This window comes from Psychrobacter phenylpyruvicus DSM 7000 = NBRC 102152 (assembly GCF_000685805.1).
In the GTDB taxonomy this organism is placed as follows: Bacteria; Pseudomonadota; Gammaproteobacteria; order Pseudomonadales; family Moraxellaceae; genus Psychrobacter; species Psychrobacter phenylpyruvicus.
This window is the reverse complement of record NZ_JMKP01000008.1, coordinates 61,241-76,920: the sequence shown is the minus strand read 5'-3', so window position 1 is coordinate 76,920 and position 15,680 is coordinate 61,241. Positions and strand designations below refer to the sequence as shown.

Here is a 15,680-nt window from a genome sequence, read left to right as displayed (position 1 = left end):
AAAAAGTAGTTACTGTGCAATAATGCACAATAACTTTGATAGTTAGTAATACTAGGCCTTTCGACCTATAAAATTGCTCATTATTAGAGATTAATAAAAAGAAGACAGAAAAAAGGAAAATTGAACAATGGACTGGGATGATTTGTCATATTTTATTTTGTTGGTACAACAACAAACTTTAACCGCTTGTGCTGAAAAATTAGACGTTCAACACAGTACGGTATCTCGGAGAATTGCGCGTCTTGAAAAATCACTATCCTTGAAGCTATTTAATCGTTTGGGTAAACGCTATAGCTTGACGCAAGAGGGAGAGCAGCTTTATGTTCAAGCTATAGAAATACAAAAAGAGATGTTAACCTTCGAACGCATGGCAATTAATCAGAACACCATGCAAGGTAAAGTGGTGGTATCAGCACCGCCGGTATTAGCAAATGAACTATTAATCAAAGCATTACCTGCCTTTCGTCAGCAGTATCCTGATATTGTGATACATCTTCGAGGCGATCTACATATCAGGACTTGCATAGGAAAGAAGCTGATATTGCCCTACGCTTGCAACGCCCTACTGAAGAAGACTTATTGATTCGGACACTAGCACATATACGTTATGGCTTTTTTGCCCATAAAGAATATTTTGAGAGTACACCTACCAATCTATGGCAATTGATTGAGTTTCAAGCCAATCAAAGGATAATGAACTGGACAAATAGACTGGTAAATGAGCATGACTATCATATAGTGCTAAGTAGCAATGACTTTTATGTGACTTATAGCAGTGTGTGTGAAAAGTTGGGTATTGCTGTACTCCCCTTTTTCTTAGCTAATAAAGACTCAGACTTGTTACCGGTTAACCCTATAACCAAAACTATAATGACTGCAAACGATATTGAGAATGCAGAAAAGGATTATCTAACCGACAATAACTTTATTAATGATGATTTATTCAGTAAAGATAAAGGGGTTGAGAAAGCTATTCCTTTAATTCATTCAAAGCCCTTATATTTGGTAATGCACCCAGACATTCGCCGTTCAGCAAGAGTCAGAGTGGTGGCTGAATGGTTGGGGGCTATATTTTAAGCTCTACCATATAATGTATTCAAAATTTTATTAAACTTGCTCACATACAACCTAAATCAAACAGCAAATAAAGTTAAAGGTAGACTAACTTTCATTAGCCTACCCTTCAAAAATATTATTTGTCTGCTTATCTATCGCCGTGCATTCACCTTCTCCCACATGTTATTAAGGCGCTTCTGCGACACCGCTTGACGGGTCTTCATCGGCTGAGCAAACAGCTGAATACGAAACTCCTCAACCAGCCAGCGATAGTCACTGATGGTCTCGTCATCGGCTCGTCCTGCCAAGCGCTCCATATGCACATCAAGCTCGTATACTGCATCAAGGTCACCGTCAAGGTTGTGTTCCAGACGCTCAAGACGAATCTCTAACGCTTCAAGATAGCGAGGATACTGCTGCCAGTGCTCATAATCCATGCGATAAACGAAGTCTGATAAATGCAGATCGTCAAGCTGATCCTCAATATCATCAATAGACTCGCCAAATATTTCACGATCCAACATCAACATGCTACGGCGAATACGTTGCCAACGCGTATAAACCTCTTTTAGCAACTTAAGGACAGTCTGACCTTCGAGCAAGAACTGACCGAGCACAGCTTTTGAGGTTTGTTCAAACTCAGTATCATCTAACGGTAACTGCTTGACGAGCCTATAGGCGACATCATCAGCATTATCTGACAACTCTTCATTGTGGTCTTTAAACTTCGGTGCATGGACTTCTAATGAGGCATCAAGAGTCGCATCTACAATGATGGTTTTCAGCTTCTCCATATCACCCAGTGGGGCAAAAGCAAGCTTGAAAGCTTTGTCTATTTGACTGGTAAGCTGTTTTTGCTTGGCACCCAATTGCAGCTTAATAAGAGTCAACACCCCTTTACGGTGCGCTTTAAGTGCTGCAGTGACATCGGTAAACTGGTGAATGGTAACTGCCTCACCTGCTTCATCCGCGACCAAAGCAGAGAACTCCTTCATCACAATACCCGCACTGTGACGATTTTTGCTAAATCTAAAATGCTCAGGGAAGTGTGTATGCACCCCTTGCGAATCACTGCCTGTCGAGACTGCTTGACTGGTCTCACTGGCGTGGCGCTGTTGTAAAGCCTTTAAATCACGCCCTTTTTCGATAACCCGCTTTTTGTCATCAACCACACAGATTTGTGGCTGTAGATAGCGATCAATCGCTGCAGGATTAAAGTCACTAGGCTCAACCCCAGTCACACCACGGCGATGTAAGGACTGACACAGCTGTTTTAGCAGGCCAACTTGATGGTTTTTTTGTAGCTCATCATAAAGGCTATCGGCAGTATCTGGAATGGGCACAATCTTACGACGAATGTCTTTTGGTAATGACTTTAATAGCTGTAATACCAACTCATAACGCCACCCAGGTACGCCCCATAATAGCTCAACAGAGTCTAACTGCGGTAAAGCCGCTAGTGGTACACGGATAGTCACTCCATCATCTTCACTGGCAGGGTCAAAGACATACTTAAGTGGCAGCTTTAAGTCGCCTAGCTGCCATACTTCAGGGAACTCGCCTGTGGTTGGTGCCGCTTCTTTCAGTACATCTTCATCGGTGAAGAACAAGAACTTAGGGTCTTCTTTTTCAACTTCCGCTCGCCAGTCTTCAAAGGCTTTACGACTGGCAATATGCTCAGGGATTTTACGCTCATAAAACTGATACAGGTCTTCTTCATCGACCAACAAATCCCGGCGACGCAGCTTGTCTTCAATACGCTCTACGTCAGCGATTTTCTCCATGTTGTGCTGTAAAAATGGTGCTTGGCGACCTAGATTACCAGTGACCAGACCATCACGGAGAAATATTTCACGTGACTCTTCTAAGTTAATCTGCTCATAGTTAGTCAGCTGCTTAGCAACGACAATTAGCCCAAATAAACTGATTTGAGCATAGGCACGGACGCGCCCTGTCTTCTTCGACCAATGTGGCTCGAAGTAGTGATATTTCAGTAAATCACCACCTGCAGACACAATCCACTCTGGCTCAATCTTAGCCACAGTACGCATAAATACTTGCGACGTCTCTACTATCTCAAATGCCATCACCCAAGGTGGTGACTGTTTAAAGACCGTACTGGCTGGGAAAATCTTCGCTTTTTGCTGACGAGCAGCTAAGTACTCCCCGCGTTGATCGGTCTTATGAGCAATAACCGATAACAGCCCGGTCAACAAGGCACGGTGAAGATTGGCATACTTAACCGCACGCTGCTCCTGATCAATTTCGCCATTATCTTTATCAACAATTAGATCACTGGCAACACTTTTAGCCACTTTAACGGCTTGATTGGCTTTACCTTTATTTTTGCCGTTTTGTGATTCAGGTTTGTTTTTACGCTCGGTACCAGAGTCGGTCAATAACTTAAGATCAGTGACCATCTGCTCAAGCTGACGGTAGGTCTTCTCCCACTCACGTAAGCGAGGGAAGCTCAAGTAATGTTTTTTAGCAAATGACTTGCGCTGACTGTTACTCAGTTTATTGCTACCACCACCATATAAGGCGTTCCACAAACTTAAATAAAATAAAAAATCCGAGTCTTCTTGGCGGAAGATGGCGTGTTTTTGGTCCGCTTGAGCCCGCTTTTCTGCAGGACGCTCACGGGGATCTTGCACGGCCAAAGCTGCAACGATAATCAGCATCTCTAGCATACAATCAAAGTCGCTACCGGCCACCAACATACGTGCCAGCCTTGGGTCAATCGGCATACGTGCCATTTTTTGACCAATACGGGTCAGTTTAACTTCGTTTAAAGTTTGTTTCGATAGTGGCTTATTACTGTCCGGGTTTTTGGGTGTAATTGCCCCTAGCTCATCAAGTAATTTACGCCCATCTTTCACCAAACGGCTATCTGGCGGCTCAATAAAGTCAAAGTTCTCAACCGTGCCCAGGCGGAGGCTCGCCATTTGCAAGATAACAGACGCTAAGTTAGTACGTAGAATCTCAGGCTCAGTGTATTCTGGACGACTTTCAAAATCTTCTTCTGAATATAGTCGAATACAAACACCAGGAGCAACACGACCACAACGGCCTTTACGTTGGTTGGCCGCCGCTTGCGAAATGGCTTCAATGGGTAAACGCTGCACCCGTGAGCGGTAGGAATAGCGTGAAATACGGGCAAAACCTAGGTCAATTACATAGCGGATACCAGGAACGGTTAGCGCCGTCTCTGCAACGTTAGTGGCAATAACAATACGTCTGCCACGACCTGAGGGCTGAAAAATTCGCTGCTGTTCAGCATAAGTCTGACGCGCAAACAGAGGCAACACTTCGGTATGACGTGGCCCATGCGCAATCAATACCTCTTGCATCTCTCTAATTTCAGCCTCAGTTGCGGCAAATACTAAGATATCTGCATGCTCAGGGTGACCTTTGGCAGTAGCATCTTCAAAGCACTCTTCTACCGCTGCTACTAAAGCACGTGGTAAATTGTCTTCAAAATCATCAAAGCTGTCATCATCAGAACTGGACACCGGTGTATCTGTTAAAGGACGATATCGAACCTCAACTGGATAACCTCGACCCTCTACATCGATAACCGGTGCAGGCACCATACGCTTTTTGGCTTTATCATACTGGGCAAAATACTCACTGAATCGGCCGGTATCTAGGGTTGCCGAGGTAATGATAACCTTTAAATCTGGACGCTTAGGTAGCAGCTGCTTTAGGTAGCCCATGATAAAGTCAATATTTAGACTACGCTCATGCGCTTCATCGATAATGATTGTATCATAACGGGTTAAAAATCGATCATGTCCCAGCTCCGCTAGCAAAATACCATCGGTCATCAACTTGACCACAGACTTCGCCGTACCCTGCTCATTAAAGCGGATCTTAAAGCTGACCGTCTCCCCTAGTGGCTCACCTAATTCTTCAGCAATACGGTTTGCCACACTTCGTGCTGCCAATCGTCTAGGCTGAGTGTGACCAATTTGACCGGTAATACCACGCCCCGCCAACATTGCAAGCTTCGGTAGTTGCGTGGTTTTACCCGATCCAGTTTCACCCGCCACAATAATAACCTGATGGTCACGAATCGCTTCAATAATATCTTCGCTACGTTTACTGACTGGCAATTCTTCATTTAACGTTTCTGCCAAATTAGCAGGAATACTTTCAACGCGCTCTTGAACCGCTTGCTGCGATCGTGACTTAATTTTGTCAAAGGTAGCTTGTTTTTCCGCCAAAGCTTTGGGATTGGTGTTTTTTGCAGGACGGCTTAGCTCACGTTGTAACCGGCTTAAAAAATGACGGTCCTTGGCCAATACTGGCAACTCGCCGATTTGTTTTGCCGTTTGCAGATCATTGGAGGCATTGACAGCAACTTCGGATGCTGTATGAATGTCATTACTGTCTTTTGTCATATATATTTTGGCTTTATTAGCGATATTATAGTTAAGGAATATTATAAATAAGGAATATTATAAATAAGGGGTATTATAAATTAAGTGGGCTCTAACTGCCGTAACCACAGTCAGCATTGTCATCAAAGACAAAAACCCGTTCAATCAGGATTTTAATAGGAATTTGATGAGAGACTAACCAATAAGGGCCACGAATTCTAGCTTAGGCTATTTATTATAGCGAAATAAGTGACCCTGCATTAGAGGTTTATGAGGGTTTACAAGCAGTTATCAAGTTTGGAAGATATAACTAAACTCGAATAACTGCATATTTCGTTGTTTAGAAGTTAGCTTAAAAGCCTATAAGTCCAATGCTTTGAGCTTTTTGATACTGAGATAGCCAACATAGGCCTTATCCTCGACTGGTTCATTATCTTCATATAGGGGCTCTATAATTAGCCTGCCTGCGTCAATCAAGCCTGATACATTATAGATTTCATCGAAATCTACACACAGTTTATCATCAATGTGTGAGGCACCATTAAAAGGAGTCTCTTTATCACTGTAACTGAAGTCTTTATAAAACCTTGTCTTTCGGGCATAGGCCTTAGCAGCCGACTCTGTAGGCGCAACGACCAATAACTTATGATGAAATTCTTCAATACTACCCTGCTGGTAACCGCCTAAATTAATAAAATATAACTTAGATGGTTCATGCTGCTGTGCTTCTTCTTGAGTGTAGTCACTTAGACCATCGGCTCTCCAAGATATTTTATAATACCTCCCGTCTACACCGATTACCTGAGTTACCACTTGGTACGAATCAATGTGCCACTTATTTTTAACCTCTGGCCAATGACTATTTATGGCGGGAATAAGAGCGCCTAAACTATCACCCACCCCAAAAAAAATATCGTGTTGCTCGATTAGACGCCCTTTTGGACGAGCACCTAGTTGCACCATAAATAACGTTGGCATATCGCATCCTATATAAAAGCCTAAATAAAATATTGTCCGGTCTATTTTGACTGCTGTAAGAACTGTTTTACGACAGCTACAGTGGCTTTAGGGTCCTCTTCGTGAGGCACATGACCTAGATTATCAAATATAACCAATTGACTGTTTGGTATGGCCTCCTTAAATTTATAAGCGCTATCTAGAGGAATTAAATCATCTTTTGCTCCCCAAAGGATGAGAGTTGGCTGTTTTATATTGCCGATTTGCGCTACCTCATTTTCAGCGAATGACTCACGCATGCGCTGGGTTAAGGCTTTACGGTTGCCCTCGCGTCTGGTTAACTCATAATATCTATTAACCAGATCATCACTCACTTTAGAGTCATCAGCATAAACGCTCTCGACACTTTTGCGCACCAAGCTCTTGGGCAACACTTTTGCTACTAATGGGTCCAAAACGGGGTACTGCGCCAGTTTAAAACCTATTGGAATATGTCTCGGTATAAACGGGAACCCCGATGCGTCCACTAAAATCAGACGATTGATTCTATCAGGATGTCGCAATGTGGTTAGCCAAGCAATCCCGCCACCTAGCGAGTTGCCCGCAATCGTTGCTTCACCAATTTTCATTTGGTCCATTACACCTATAACTGTATTGACATAATTATCCATCGTGTAGCGTTTGTTAGAATTGGTATAAGGTCCGGTTAGACCAAAGGCGGGCAAGTCCATACGCACCACACAATATTCTTTATCAAGCTCTGACACCCAGCCATTCCAAGTGTGTAGGCTGGCAGATGTACCATGAATTAGTACAATATTTTCAGGCTTACTGTTCTCTTTACCGGTCTTGGCCTGTGCCTGGCATAAGTCAGACTGCGCCACATGAACTTTCAATCCCTCTAAATCCACGTAAGAGCTGGTGGGCAATTCCCAATGTTGTAGCTGAGCTGGTGCTAAATCTGGCTTCCATACGCAGCCGGTTACTAAAGCCATTGAAGCTGCTAGCATTACAGCCTTCGTCAGAATTTTGACTATTGAGTGACTTGCTTTATAAACAACTGACTTCTTATTCATTGATAACCTATCCTTGGTTTATTAATGCTTAAACGGTTTATTAATGGTTAAACATTGTTACTTTTAGCAGTTTCTAACTACTTAGCTTTTAACTCAATAATGTAACTTAGAACTTAGCCCTTATTGTTTAGAATTCTGAGCAATAACTCCATAAAAAAAAGCGACCTAAAGGTCGCTCTTATCAAATACAGCTTAAAAACAACTAACTATCAGACCATTATATTGCCTTACTTACTATTTACATAATAGGCTTTAAGCGGAGCTTTTATAACAACCTGACTGATGATAAACGCACTTAAAATTTTAAACGCTTATCTTGTTCAATTTTGTTCATCACTTCTGGTAGCTTATCACCAAGCGCCGTCAATGCAGATTTAGTAGCGGTACTTACCATACCCGACACTGCCGAATGTGCCGCATTTGCCAAGCCTAACTTCTCTACCAAAGTAGGCTTTTGACGCGACAGTAATGCGTACGCTTGATAATCTTCCATTTGCTTCAGTAGATAAGCATCTGAAGTACTAAGCTCGTCTACCAAGTTTAATTTCAGCGCGTCTTCTCCATACCAATGATCGCCATTGGCCACTTTTGATAGGTCAAGCTGAGGACGATAAGTAGTGACAAAATGCTTAAACAACTGATGAGTTTGTTCAAGCTCCTCTTTGTATTTAGTGCGGTCTTCGTCATCATTTTCACCGAACATCGTCACAGTACGCTTATACTCACCAGCGGTGAACATTTCATAGTCGATGTCGTGTTTTTTTAGCCATTTATTGAAGTTTGGCATTTGTGATACCACCCCAATAGAGCCAACGACTGCAAAAGGCGCTGCCAAAATCTTATCGGCAACACAGGCCATCATATAGCCGCCACTGGCTGCAATTTTGTCAACACAGATGGTAAGCGTCAGTCCTGCTTCTTTTAGGCGTACCAATTGCGCTGCTGCTAAACCATAGCTATGTACCATGCCGCCACCAGACTCTAGGCGTACGACCACTTCATCTTCTTTGTTCGCGGTGCTAATAATGGTGCTAATTTCCTCACGCAAATGTTTTACTGCAGAGGCTTTGATATCTCCATCAAAATCTAACACAAAGACTCTTTTCTCTTTTTTCTTTGATTTGGCCTTGTCTTTTAATTTCTGTTTCGCTTTTTTGGCCAGTGCTTTCTGAAATTGCTTTACCGCATTTTTATCTTCTGTCGCCTCAATTAAACTTTTGCGACGTTGGTCTTGGCTTTTATTTAGATGAATGACTTTTAGTTCAACAGGATTTTTAGCAGGATGAAACAACATAGACTTTCCTTAATAGATAAAACTACAATAGGTAAAACAACTCAAAAACAGGATTGATATAATAACGGTATATCGGCACTATATTTTTATAATATTGTTATTAATATGCGTTTGCATTTGAACATTTCAAGGGTGCTTGGTTGTAACAAACGCCAAGATTAGGCATAATGAGCGTTTGATAAAAATTCTTATTGAGATAACCTTCTTAATTTTATAATTATTCTTTTTGATAACTGATAGGTAGTGGACAGTTTATGAAGCGTACCGAGTATTGTGGGGCAGTAACCGAAGCGTTGCTAGAGCAAACCATCACTGTAAAAGGATGGATTCACCGTCGCCGTGACCACGGTGGTGTAATCTTCTTAGATATGCGTGACCGTGAAGGTATCCTACAGGTTGTAATTGACCCAGATACACCAGAGGCTTTTGCAACGGCTGATGCAGCCCGTCCTGAGTATGTATTACAAATCACTGGGCGTGTGCGTAAGCGTTACGAAGGTACTGAAAACCCAAACATGACCAGTGGTCAGGTAGAGCTATTAGCCAAAGAAATTGAAGTATTGGCTAAATCAGAAACACCTCCATTCCCTCTTAATGACGAAAATACCACGGTAAACGAAGACTTACGTCTTAAATACCGTTATTTAGATATGCGTCGCCCGCAAATGCTAGAGCGTATGGTATTCCGTGCTAAAGCCACTTCTACTATTCGTCGTTATTTAGATGACCATGGCTTCTTAGACGTTGAAACTCCAATCCTAACTCGTGCTACTCCAGAAGGTGCTCGTGACTATCTTGTACCCTCACGTACGCGTCCAGGCAACTTCTTCGCTCTTCCGCAGTCACCACAGCTATTCAAACAATTGCTAATGGTGTCAGGCTTTGATCGCTATTATCAAATCGCTAAGTGCTTCCGTGATGAGGACTTACGTGCTGACCGTCAGCCAGAATTCACTCAGGTGGACATCGAAACTTCTTTCTTAACTGAAGAAGAAATCATGAGCATCAATGAAGGGTTAATCCAAAACCTATTCAAAACTATGCTTGATGTAGACTTAGGTGAATTCCCTCGCATGACTTATGCAGATGCGATGCGTGACTATGCTTCAGATAAGCCAGACTTACGTATTCCACTTAAGTTAGTCGACGTAGCTGACTTAATGCAAGGCGTTGAGTTCAAAGTATTCGCCGGCCCCGCTAACGATCCTAAAGGTCGCGTGGCAGCATTACGTGTACCAAATGGTGGCTCACTAACGCGTAAACAGATTGATGAATACACCAAATATGTAGGCATCTATGGCGCTCGTGGTCTGGCCTACATCAAAGTGAATGATATCACTAATATCAATAATGGTGTGGATAAAGAGTCTGGCTTACAGTCACCAATTATCAAAAACATGAGCGACGACGTATTGGTAAGTCTGATTGAACGTACTGGCGCTCAAGACGGCGACATTATCTTCTTTGGTGCTGATAAAGCGAAGATTGTTAATGATGCCATGGGTGCATTACGTGTCAAGATTGGTCTAGACATGAACATGGAAACCTGTGAGTGGGCTCCACTATGGGTAGTTGACTTCCCAATGTTTGAGGAAACCGATGATGGTAAGTGGACCTCTATGCACCACCCGTTCACTATGCCTAAAGGTTCAGTTGAAGAGTTAAAAAATAGCCCAGAAACTGCGCTATCTATCGCTTATGATATGGTATTAAACGGCACTGAAATCGGTGGTGGTAGTTTACGTATCAACACGGTAGAGATGCAGCGTGCGGTATTTGATGCTCTAGGTATCTCTGAAGAAGAAGCCAATGAGAAATTCAGCTTCTTACTAGACGCGCTTAAGTTTGGTGCGCCTCCGCACGGTGGCTTGGCATTCGGTCTAGATCGCTTAATCATGTTGATGGTTGGCGCAAGCTCAATCCGTGACGTGATTGCTTTCCCGAAAACCAAAACAGCTGACTGTCCATTAACACAGGCTCCTGCGGAAGTAGATAGTCGTCAGCTTCGTGAATTGGGCATCCGTGTTCGTGAAAAAGCTCAAGCTGAATCAAAAGAGTAATTTATCATTAATTAACACTACTCTTTTAAACTATTTACTGAGTTCAAATCAGTGAGTTTTACTTGTAAGGCGATAATGGCTAAATTAATAACAACCAGTATCGCCTTACTTTTGGGTGTTTTAATATGAATCCATTTAATGTTTTTAAATACGTGCCATTGTCCGTTATGCGGGCCATGGCACTTTTTGTAGTGGCCGTTGCCAAATACATACCGAATTTGACCATCAAAGAAGTCACTATGGTTAATTTGCGTTTGGTTTACCCTGAGCTGAGCGATAAACAAAGACGCAAATTTAAAAGCACCATACTACGCAATCAAGCACTTAGCACTGTTGAGTCTATTAAATGTTGGGCAATGCCACCTGAATGGAGCATTGAACAGATTGATAATGTATTCGATAAGGAGATACTTGAAGAGGCTTTAGCTAACCCAAATGGTATGCTGGCCATTGTGCCACATCTTGGTACATGGGAAATGATGAATGCCTGGCTAAATCAATTTGGCTCCCCTACTATCTTATACAAACCAGTCAAAGGAAAATTAAGCAATGACTTCGTTTTACAAGGTCGGCAGCGTTTAAACGCCACTTTAGTACCTACAGATGCCAGTGGGGTTAAAGCTCTATTTAAAACCTTAAAATCTGGTGGATTTAGTATTATCTTACCTGATCATGTCCCTCGGCCCTCAGGGGGCGTTACCGTCCCATTTTTTGGGATAGAAACTCTAAGTAGTACCTTAGCGCCTAAACTTGCTAGCAAAACAAAATGCGCTCTCGTGGGTCTTACCTGCTTGCGTAACAAAGATAATAGATTTGATATTTATTGTACAAAGCTTGATAATCCTGAGCTTTATTCGAAAGACCTTATGGTATCGACCAAGGCATTAAATCAAGCAATGGAAAATATGATAAAAGCGAGTTCTGAACATTATATGTGGAGCTATAAACGTTTTAAACGTATCCCTACTATTGATAACCCTTATAATGCCACCGAAGAACAATTACAAAGTTATATAAACAACTATATAATATCGAAATAAAATCACTAAAATAAAAGTCACTATTACTTAAGTTAAGTGCGAGTATAAAATGATTAGCAACTCTGATTTACCAAATCGCTCAACTCCAAGTCATAACGTTGAAGACTCCGAAAATAAGCGTTATGTTATCTGTATGAAATGGGGCACCAAATATGGTCCAGAGTATGTCAATCGCTTATATAATATGGTTAAGCGCAATCTAACTCTAGACTTTGAAATGGTATGCTTAACCGATGATGAGACTGGCATTGATCCTAATGTTCGCTGCTACCCTATTCCTGAACTTAATTTGCCCGATGGTTTGCCTGAGCGTGGTTGGAAGAAGCTAACTACTTTCAAACCTGAGCTATACGATTTAAAGGGCACTGCCTTATTTTTAGACATTGATATTGTCATCGTCGATAACATTGATGCTTTTTTTGAATACGAAGCAGAACATGAAGACAGCGTAATTATTATTCGTGATTGGAAAAAGCCGTGGCGTATGATTGGCAATAGCTCAGTATATCGTTTCAAGGTCGGTCAAAACACTTATCCTAATTTATTAAGTAACTTCGAACATAATTTTTCAACCATACGCAACGAAGTTCGCCATGAGCAAGCTTATTTATCCAATTATTTACGTAAGCACCATCATTTAGAATATTGGGATAAATCTTGGTGTGTTAGCTTTAAATACCAGTGCATGGCGCCTATTCCCTTTAACTTTATTAAATCGCCTAGCTTACCTGAAGGTGCTAAGATTATTATTTTTCATGGCGAGATTAATCCACCTGATGCCATTAAAGGTGGTGGCGGTAAATGGTACCGTCATGTTAAACCGAGTCCTTGGTTAAAACAGTATTGGCAGTAGCTAAACCAAACTAAATTAATTTAGACCGTTATTCTATCCATATTAAAACTGACATCACAAAGACTTGGTTATGCTGACTCCTAAGTACATCGATATAAAAACTTCAAATGGCAGTTATTCTATCAAAACCTTTGATAAGCAAAACGTATCACAAAGCCTCAAAGGCTTGTCAGTAAATATCTTTGCTTCTGGGCCTTCTATCACCAAAGTGAAATTTGAAGATGATTTATTGAGTGGTCCGAGTATATTCGTTAATGGTAGTCTTACCCTTACTGCAGAGCATGATTTCACCAATATTGTGGCTTATGTGATAAGTGATGAAAGATTTATCAAACACAATTCCGAGATTCTAGAGCATTTTTATGCTGGCCAGCCTTTATACATCACCAAACCAGTGATCGAAGCGATTGCCATAAAATTACCTCATATTATTGAAAAATATCAGCACTGTATTACTATCATTTACCCAGTAGATAGACCAATAGTCTCTACTAATAAGGTTGGTTTTCTTAATTCTCTACCTTTAGTCAAGAAGATAGGCAATAAAAAACTATCATTAGCTGACTTTAAAGACCATCCCGACTTCGTCATTGATACTTCAAGTTATTCTAAACCTATAGGGGTTTCTTTAAATATTGAGCGAGGGTTTGTTGAAGCTGGTACTGTCGCTTTCGTGGCAGCCCAACTAGCCTATACATTAGATGCCAATCAAATCAACTTATATGGTATAGATTTAATAAACAGTAACCAACCTAGATTTTATGAAAAACAGGACAACGCTGCGCCCTGTAAACTTGATAAAGCGATAACAGATCGTATTGTACCTTCCTTTGATTTATTGGGTAAAGTTTATGGAATACATGGAACACAAGTTAACAATAAATCAAATATTTCCAAGTTTTTATTTAAAAATATCTAGTCTTTTTTTAAATAATAGATACTATTAATACGTAATCATAATACGTAATCAAATTTCATTAGAGTAAAATTATGCAACGCAATAAAACTAAATTAGAAAAGCTACTATCGTTTAATCGTTATAGAAAGAGAAAAGGTGCCTCAGAGCATGCACCTGAAACAGAATTTGTTGATTTTGAAAAAATGAAATCCAAGTTAATTGATGGTGAAGAAATTGAAAAATATGAATCTGAAGCTTTTTCTGATTTAGATAAGCATATGGATCATCTGAAATTATCTTTCCAGGGTAAACCAGAACTGCTTTTTTATCATGCTAAACTAATTGTAATGATACGTCGTGAATATAAAGTAAAGAAGCATTATAAGGCATTCGAAGAACTTTGGAATAAAGAGCATGAGTTTTTACTTAGTAATCTAAACTTACGTTGGATTATTTCAGCATGTGATACGTTCATCGATTATAGCGATGATGATGCTTTGAGTGGAATATGCCTTGCAATTGTAATGTTAGTTAACACTGTAAATATGTATGAAAGTGAGCGTCATTTTTGGGATACGGATAAACTCACAAATGTAAACTATAAAGAAAATAAAATTCCTGAAAATGCTCTTCATTTATTATTATTTGATGGATTAGAAGGTATCTTACCTGAACGAGGCGACACTTTACGTAACATGCGGTGGCGCATGGATAGTATGGGCAAAAAAAGTAAACTTGGAGGATCTATACTATCTGAAGTATTCTATCGCCTAAACAACAATTACAGTGTTTACTCAAGATTCAAACCCTTGCATCAGAAACAAAGGACTCAATGGTGGGATTAATTTTCTATTAATAGCTAGATTTTGTTAATATGTTTTATGAATTCAATATATCGATTTGCTATATTAACTGGCTCTAAATTATAGGGCGATTGTGTATTAAACTTTTGTGGTTCCTGTATAGCTTCAATTAATTTGCATGTCATAGCATCAATATCGTTTATAGGTGTGAGATTGGTTTTAGGAAGTAGCTCTCTAGGACCATATGGACAATCAGTGCTTATTACAGGAACTTTCAAAATCTGTCCTTCAGCAATTACATAACCAAAACCTTCAAAGTTTGAAGTTAATACCATCAAGCTTGCATTAGCAATTAAAGGATAAGGATTTTTTATAAAACCAGCAAATTTAACCTTATCTTCAATACCTAGTTCATTAACTAATTTTTTAATTTTTTCTTCAAGCTTACCTTTTCCTACTAATACTAAAGGTAACTTCATATCTGTTTTAGCAAAAGCTCTTATGAGTAACTCATGATTTTTCACTATGTCAAACGATCCAACGTGGATGATAAACTGTTTTGGCTCGATACTTAACTTTTTAAAATCGAAAAATTCATAGCTTTCTGAAATAATCTTCTCACTGTCACAAGGATTGAAGATAGTTACAGTAGGTGTAATATCTCCGATTGTATCTATCAAATCTAATCTAGCACCTTCACTGACTGAACTACAAGGATGTTTACCATAAACTTCTTTTAAATGCTCAAGTGTTTTTCTTGGACTAGAATGGATCTTTTTTTCAAACTGTTTTGATAAAGCTGTATGTAATATGTTTACAATATTGGGTAACCTACTATAGCTCATGATCCAATTAATCTTATACAGATTAGCTAATACTAAGCTTGGTACACCTACATTAGTTAAAATATAGCGATCTATATCTTTTGCAAATGCTTTATATTTAGTAGATCTATTCAATTTTAATTTATATTTCAAACTACTGTAATTAAGAACATGCAAATTAATTCCTTCATCAATAGGTATTTCTATAGTATTGTCAAGCATAACAATATGTACATGCCAACCAAGTTGCAAAAAGCCTGAAGCTAAAGTAGAAACGGAACGTTCAGCGCCTCGGCCTTCTAATGACTTTACTATAAGTACTACATTAAAATTTTCTGATTGATTTACAATACTTGTCATTCTTTTACCCATTTAGAATTTACAAATCGTTTATAGTAAATATTCACTTTACATATAAGTTGAAGATACTTTATGTT

General features: G+C 40.0%; 12 protein-coding genes. 7 read left to right on the top strand and 5 right to left on the bottom strand.

Annotated elements, in window-relative coordinates:
• Positions 1-127 precede the first annotated feature (127 nt).
• Positions 128-583, top strand: coding sequence for a LysR family transcriptional regulator (locus G561_RS14000; protein WP_037031693.1), 456 nt, complete (start codon positions 128-130; stop codon positions 581-583).
• The gene (locus G561_RS13995) at positions 520-1,077 is read left to right on the top strand and encodes a type 2 periplasmic-binding domain-containing protein (RefSeq protein ID WP_115342968.1); all 558 of its coding nucleotides are present in this window, start codon (positions 520-522) and stop codon (positions 1,075-1,077) included. Before G561_RS14000 ends, G561_RS13995 begins: the two co-directional genes overlap by 64 nt.
• 131 nt (positions 1,078-1,208) lie before the next feature.
• On the opposite strand, the gene hrpA is transcribed toward G561_RS13995, so the two are convergent.
• The 4 genes from hrpA to sohB all read right to left on the bottom strand — a co-directional run bounded on the left by hrpA (position 1,209) and on the right by sohB (position 8,765).
• Entirely contained in the window at positions 1,209-5,459 is a 4,251-nt protein-coding gene (gene hrpA, locus G561_RS0104965) for an ATP-dependent RNA helicase HrpA (protein WP_227674035.1), read from the bottom strand.
• A gap of 339 nt (positions 5,460-5,798) precedes the next feature.
• Positions 5,799-6,416 carry a DUF1543 domain-containing protein gene (locus G561_RS0104960; RefSeq protein WP_028858565.1) on the bottom strand — a complete coding sequence of 206 codons (618 nt, stop codon included), beginning with the start codon at positions 6,414-6,416 and terminating at the stop codon, positions 5,799-5,801.
• 41 nt (positions 6,417-6,457) lie between these two features.
• Positions 6,458-7,471 carry an alpha/beta fold hydrolase gene (locus G561_RS0104955; RefSeq protein WP_028858564.1) on the bottom strand — a complete coding sequence of 338 codons (1,014 nt, stop codon included), beginning with the start codon at positions 7,469-7,471 and terminating at the stop codon, positions 6,458-6,460.
• 295 nt (positions 7,472-7,766) lie between these two features.
• Positions 7,767-8,765, bottom strand: coding sequence for a protease SohB (sohB, locus tag G561_RS0104950; protein WP_028858563.1), 999 nt, complete (start codon positions 8,763-8,765; stop codon positions 7,767-7,769).
• A 254-nt stretch (positions 8,766-9,019) separates the two neighbouring features.
• Here sohB and aspS point away from each other — a divergent pair, with 254 nt between their 5' ends.
• The 5 genes from aspS to G561_RS0104925 all read left to right on the top strand — a co-directional run bounded on the left by aspS (position 9,020) and on the right by G561_RS0104925 (position 14,461).
• Positions 9,020-10,825 (top strand): aspartate--tRNA ligase, encoded by a 1,806-nt coding sequence (gene aspS / locus G561_RS0104945; RefSeq protein ID WP_028858562.1) that lies wholly within the window; start codon positions 9,020-9,022, stop codon positions 10,823-10,825.
• 125 nt (positions 10,826-10,950) lie between these two features.
• The gene (locus G561_RS0104940) at positions 10,951-11,865 is read left to right on the top strand and encodes a lysophospholipid acyltransferase family protein (protein WP_028858561.1); all 915 of its coding nucleotides are present in this window, start codon (positions 10,951-10,953) and stop codon (positions 11,863-11,865) included.
• 133 nt (positions 11,866-11,998) lie between these two features.
• Complete coding sequence (locus G561_RS0104935) at positions 11,999-12,718, top strand: hypothetical protein (RefSeq protein ID WP_037031722.1); 720 nt, start codon at positions 11,999-12,001, stop codon at positions 12,716-12,718.
• 70 nt (positions 12,719-12,788) lie between these two features.
• Complete coding sequence (locus G561_RS0104930) at positions 12,789-13,637, top strand: hypothetical protein (protein WP_028858559.1); 849 nt, start codon at positions 12,789-12,791, stop codon at positions 13,635-13,637.
• Positions 13,638-13,708: 71 nt separating this feature from the next.
• Entirely contained in the window at positions 13,709-14,461 is a 753-nt protein-coding gene (locus G561_RS0104925) for a hypothetical protein (protein ID WP_037031688.1), read from the top strand.
• 14 nt (positions 14,462-14,475) lie between these two features.
• Here G561_RS0104925 and G561_RS0104920 read toward each other — a convergent pair whose 3' ends face one another.
• Positions 14,476-15,603, bottom strand: a complete 1,128-nt coding sequence (locus G561_RS0104920) for a glycosyltransferase (RefSeq protein WP_051584374.1) — start codon at positions 15,601-15,603, stop codon at positions 14,476-14,478.
• Between the last annotated feature and the right edge of the window lie 77 nt (positions 15,604-15,680).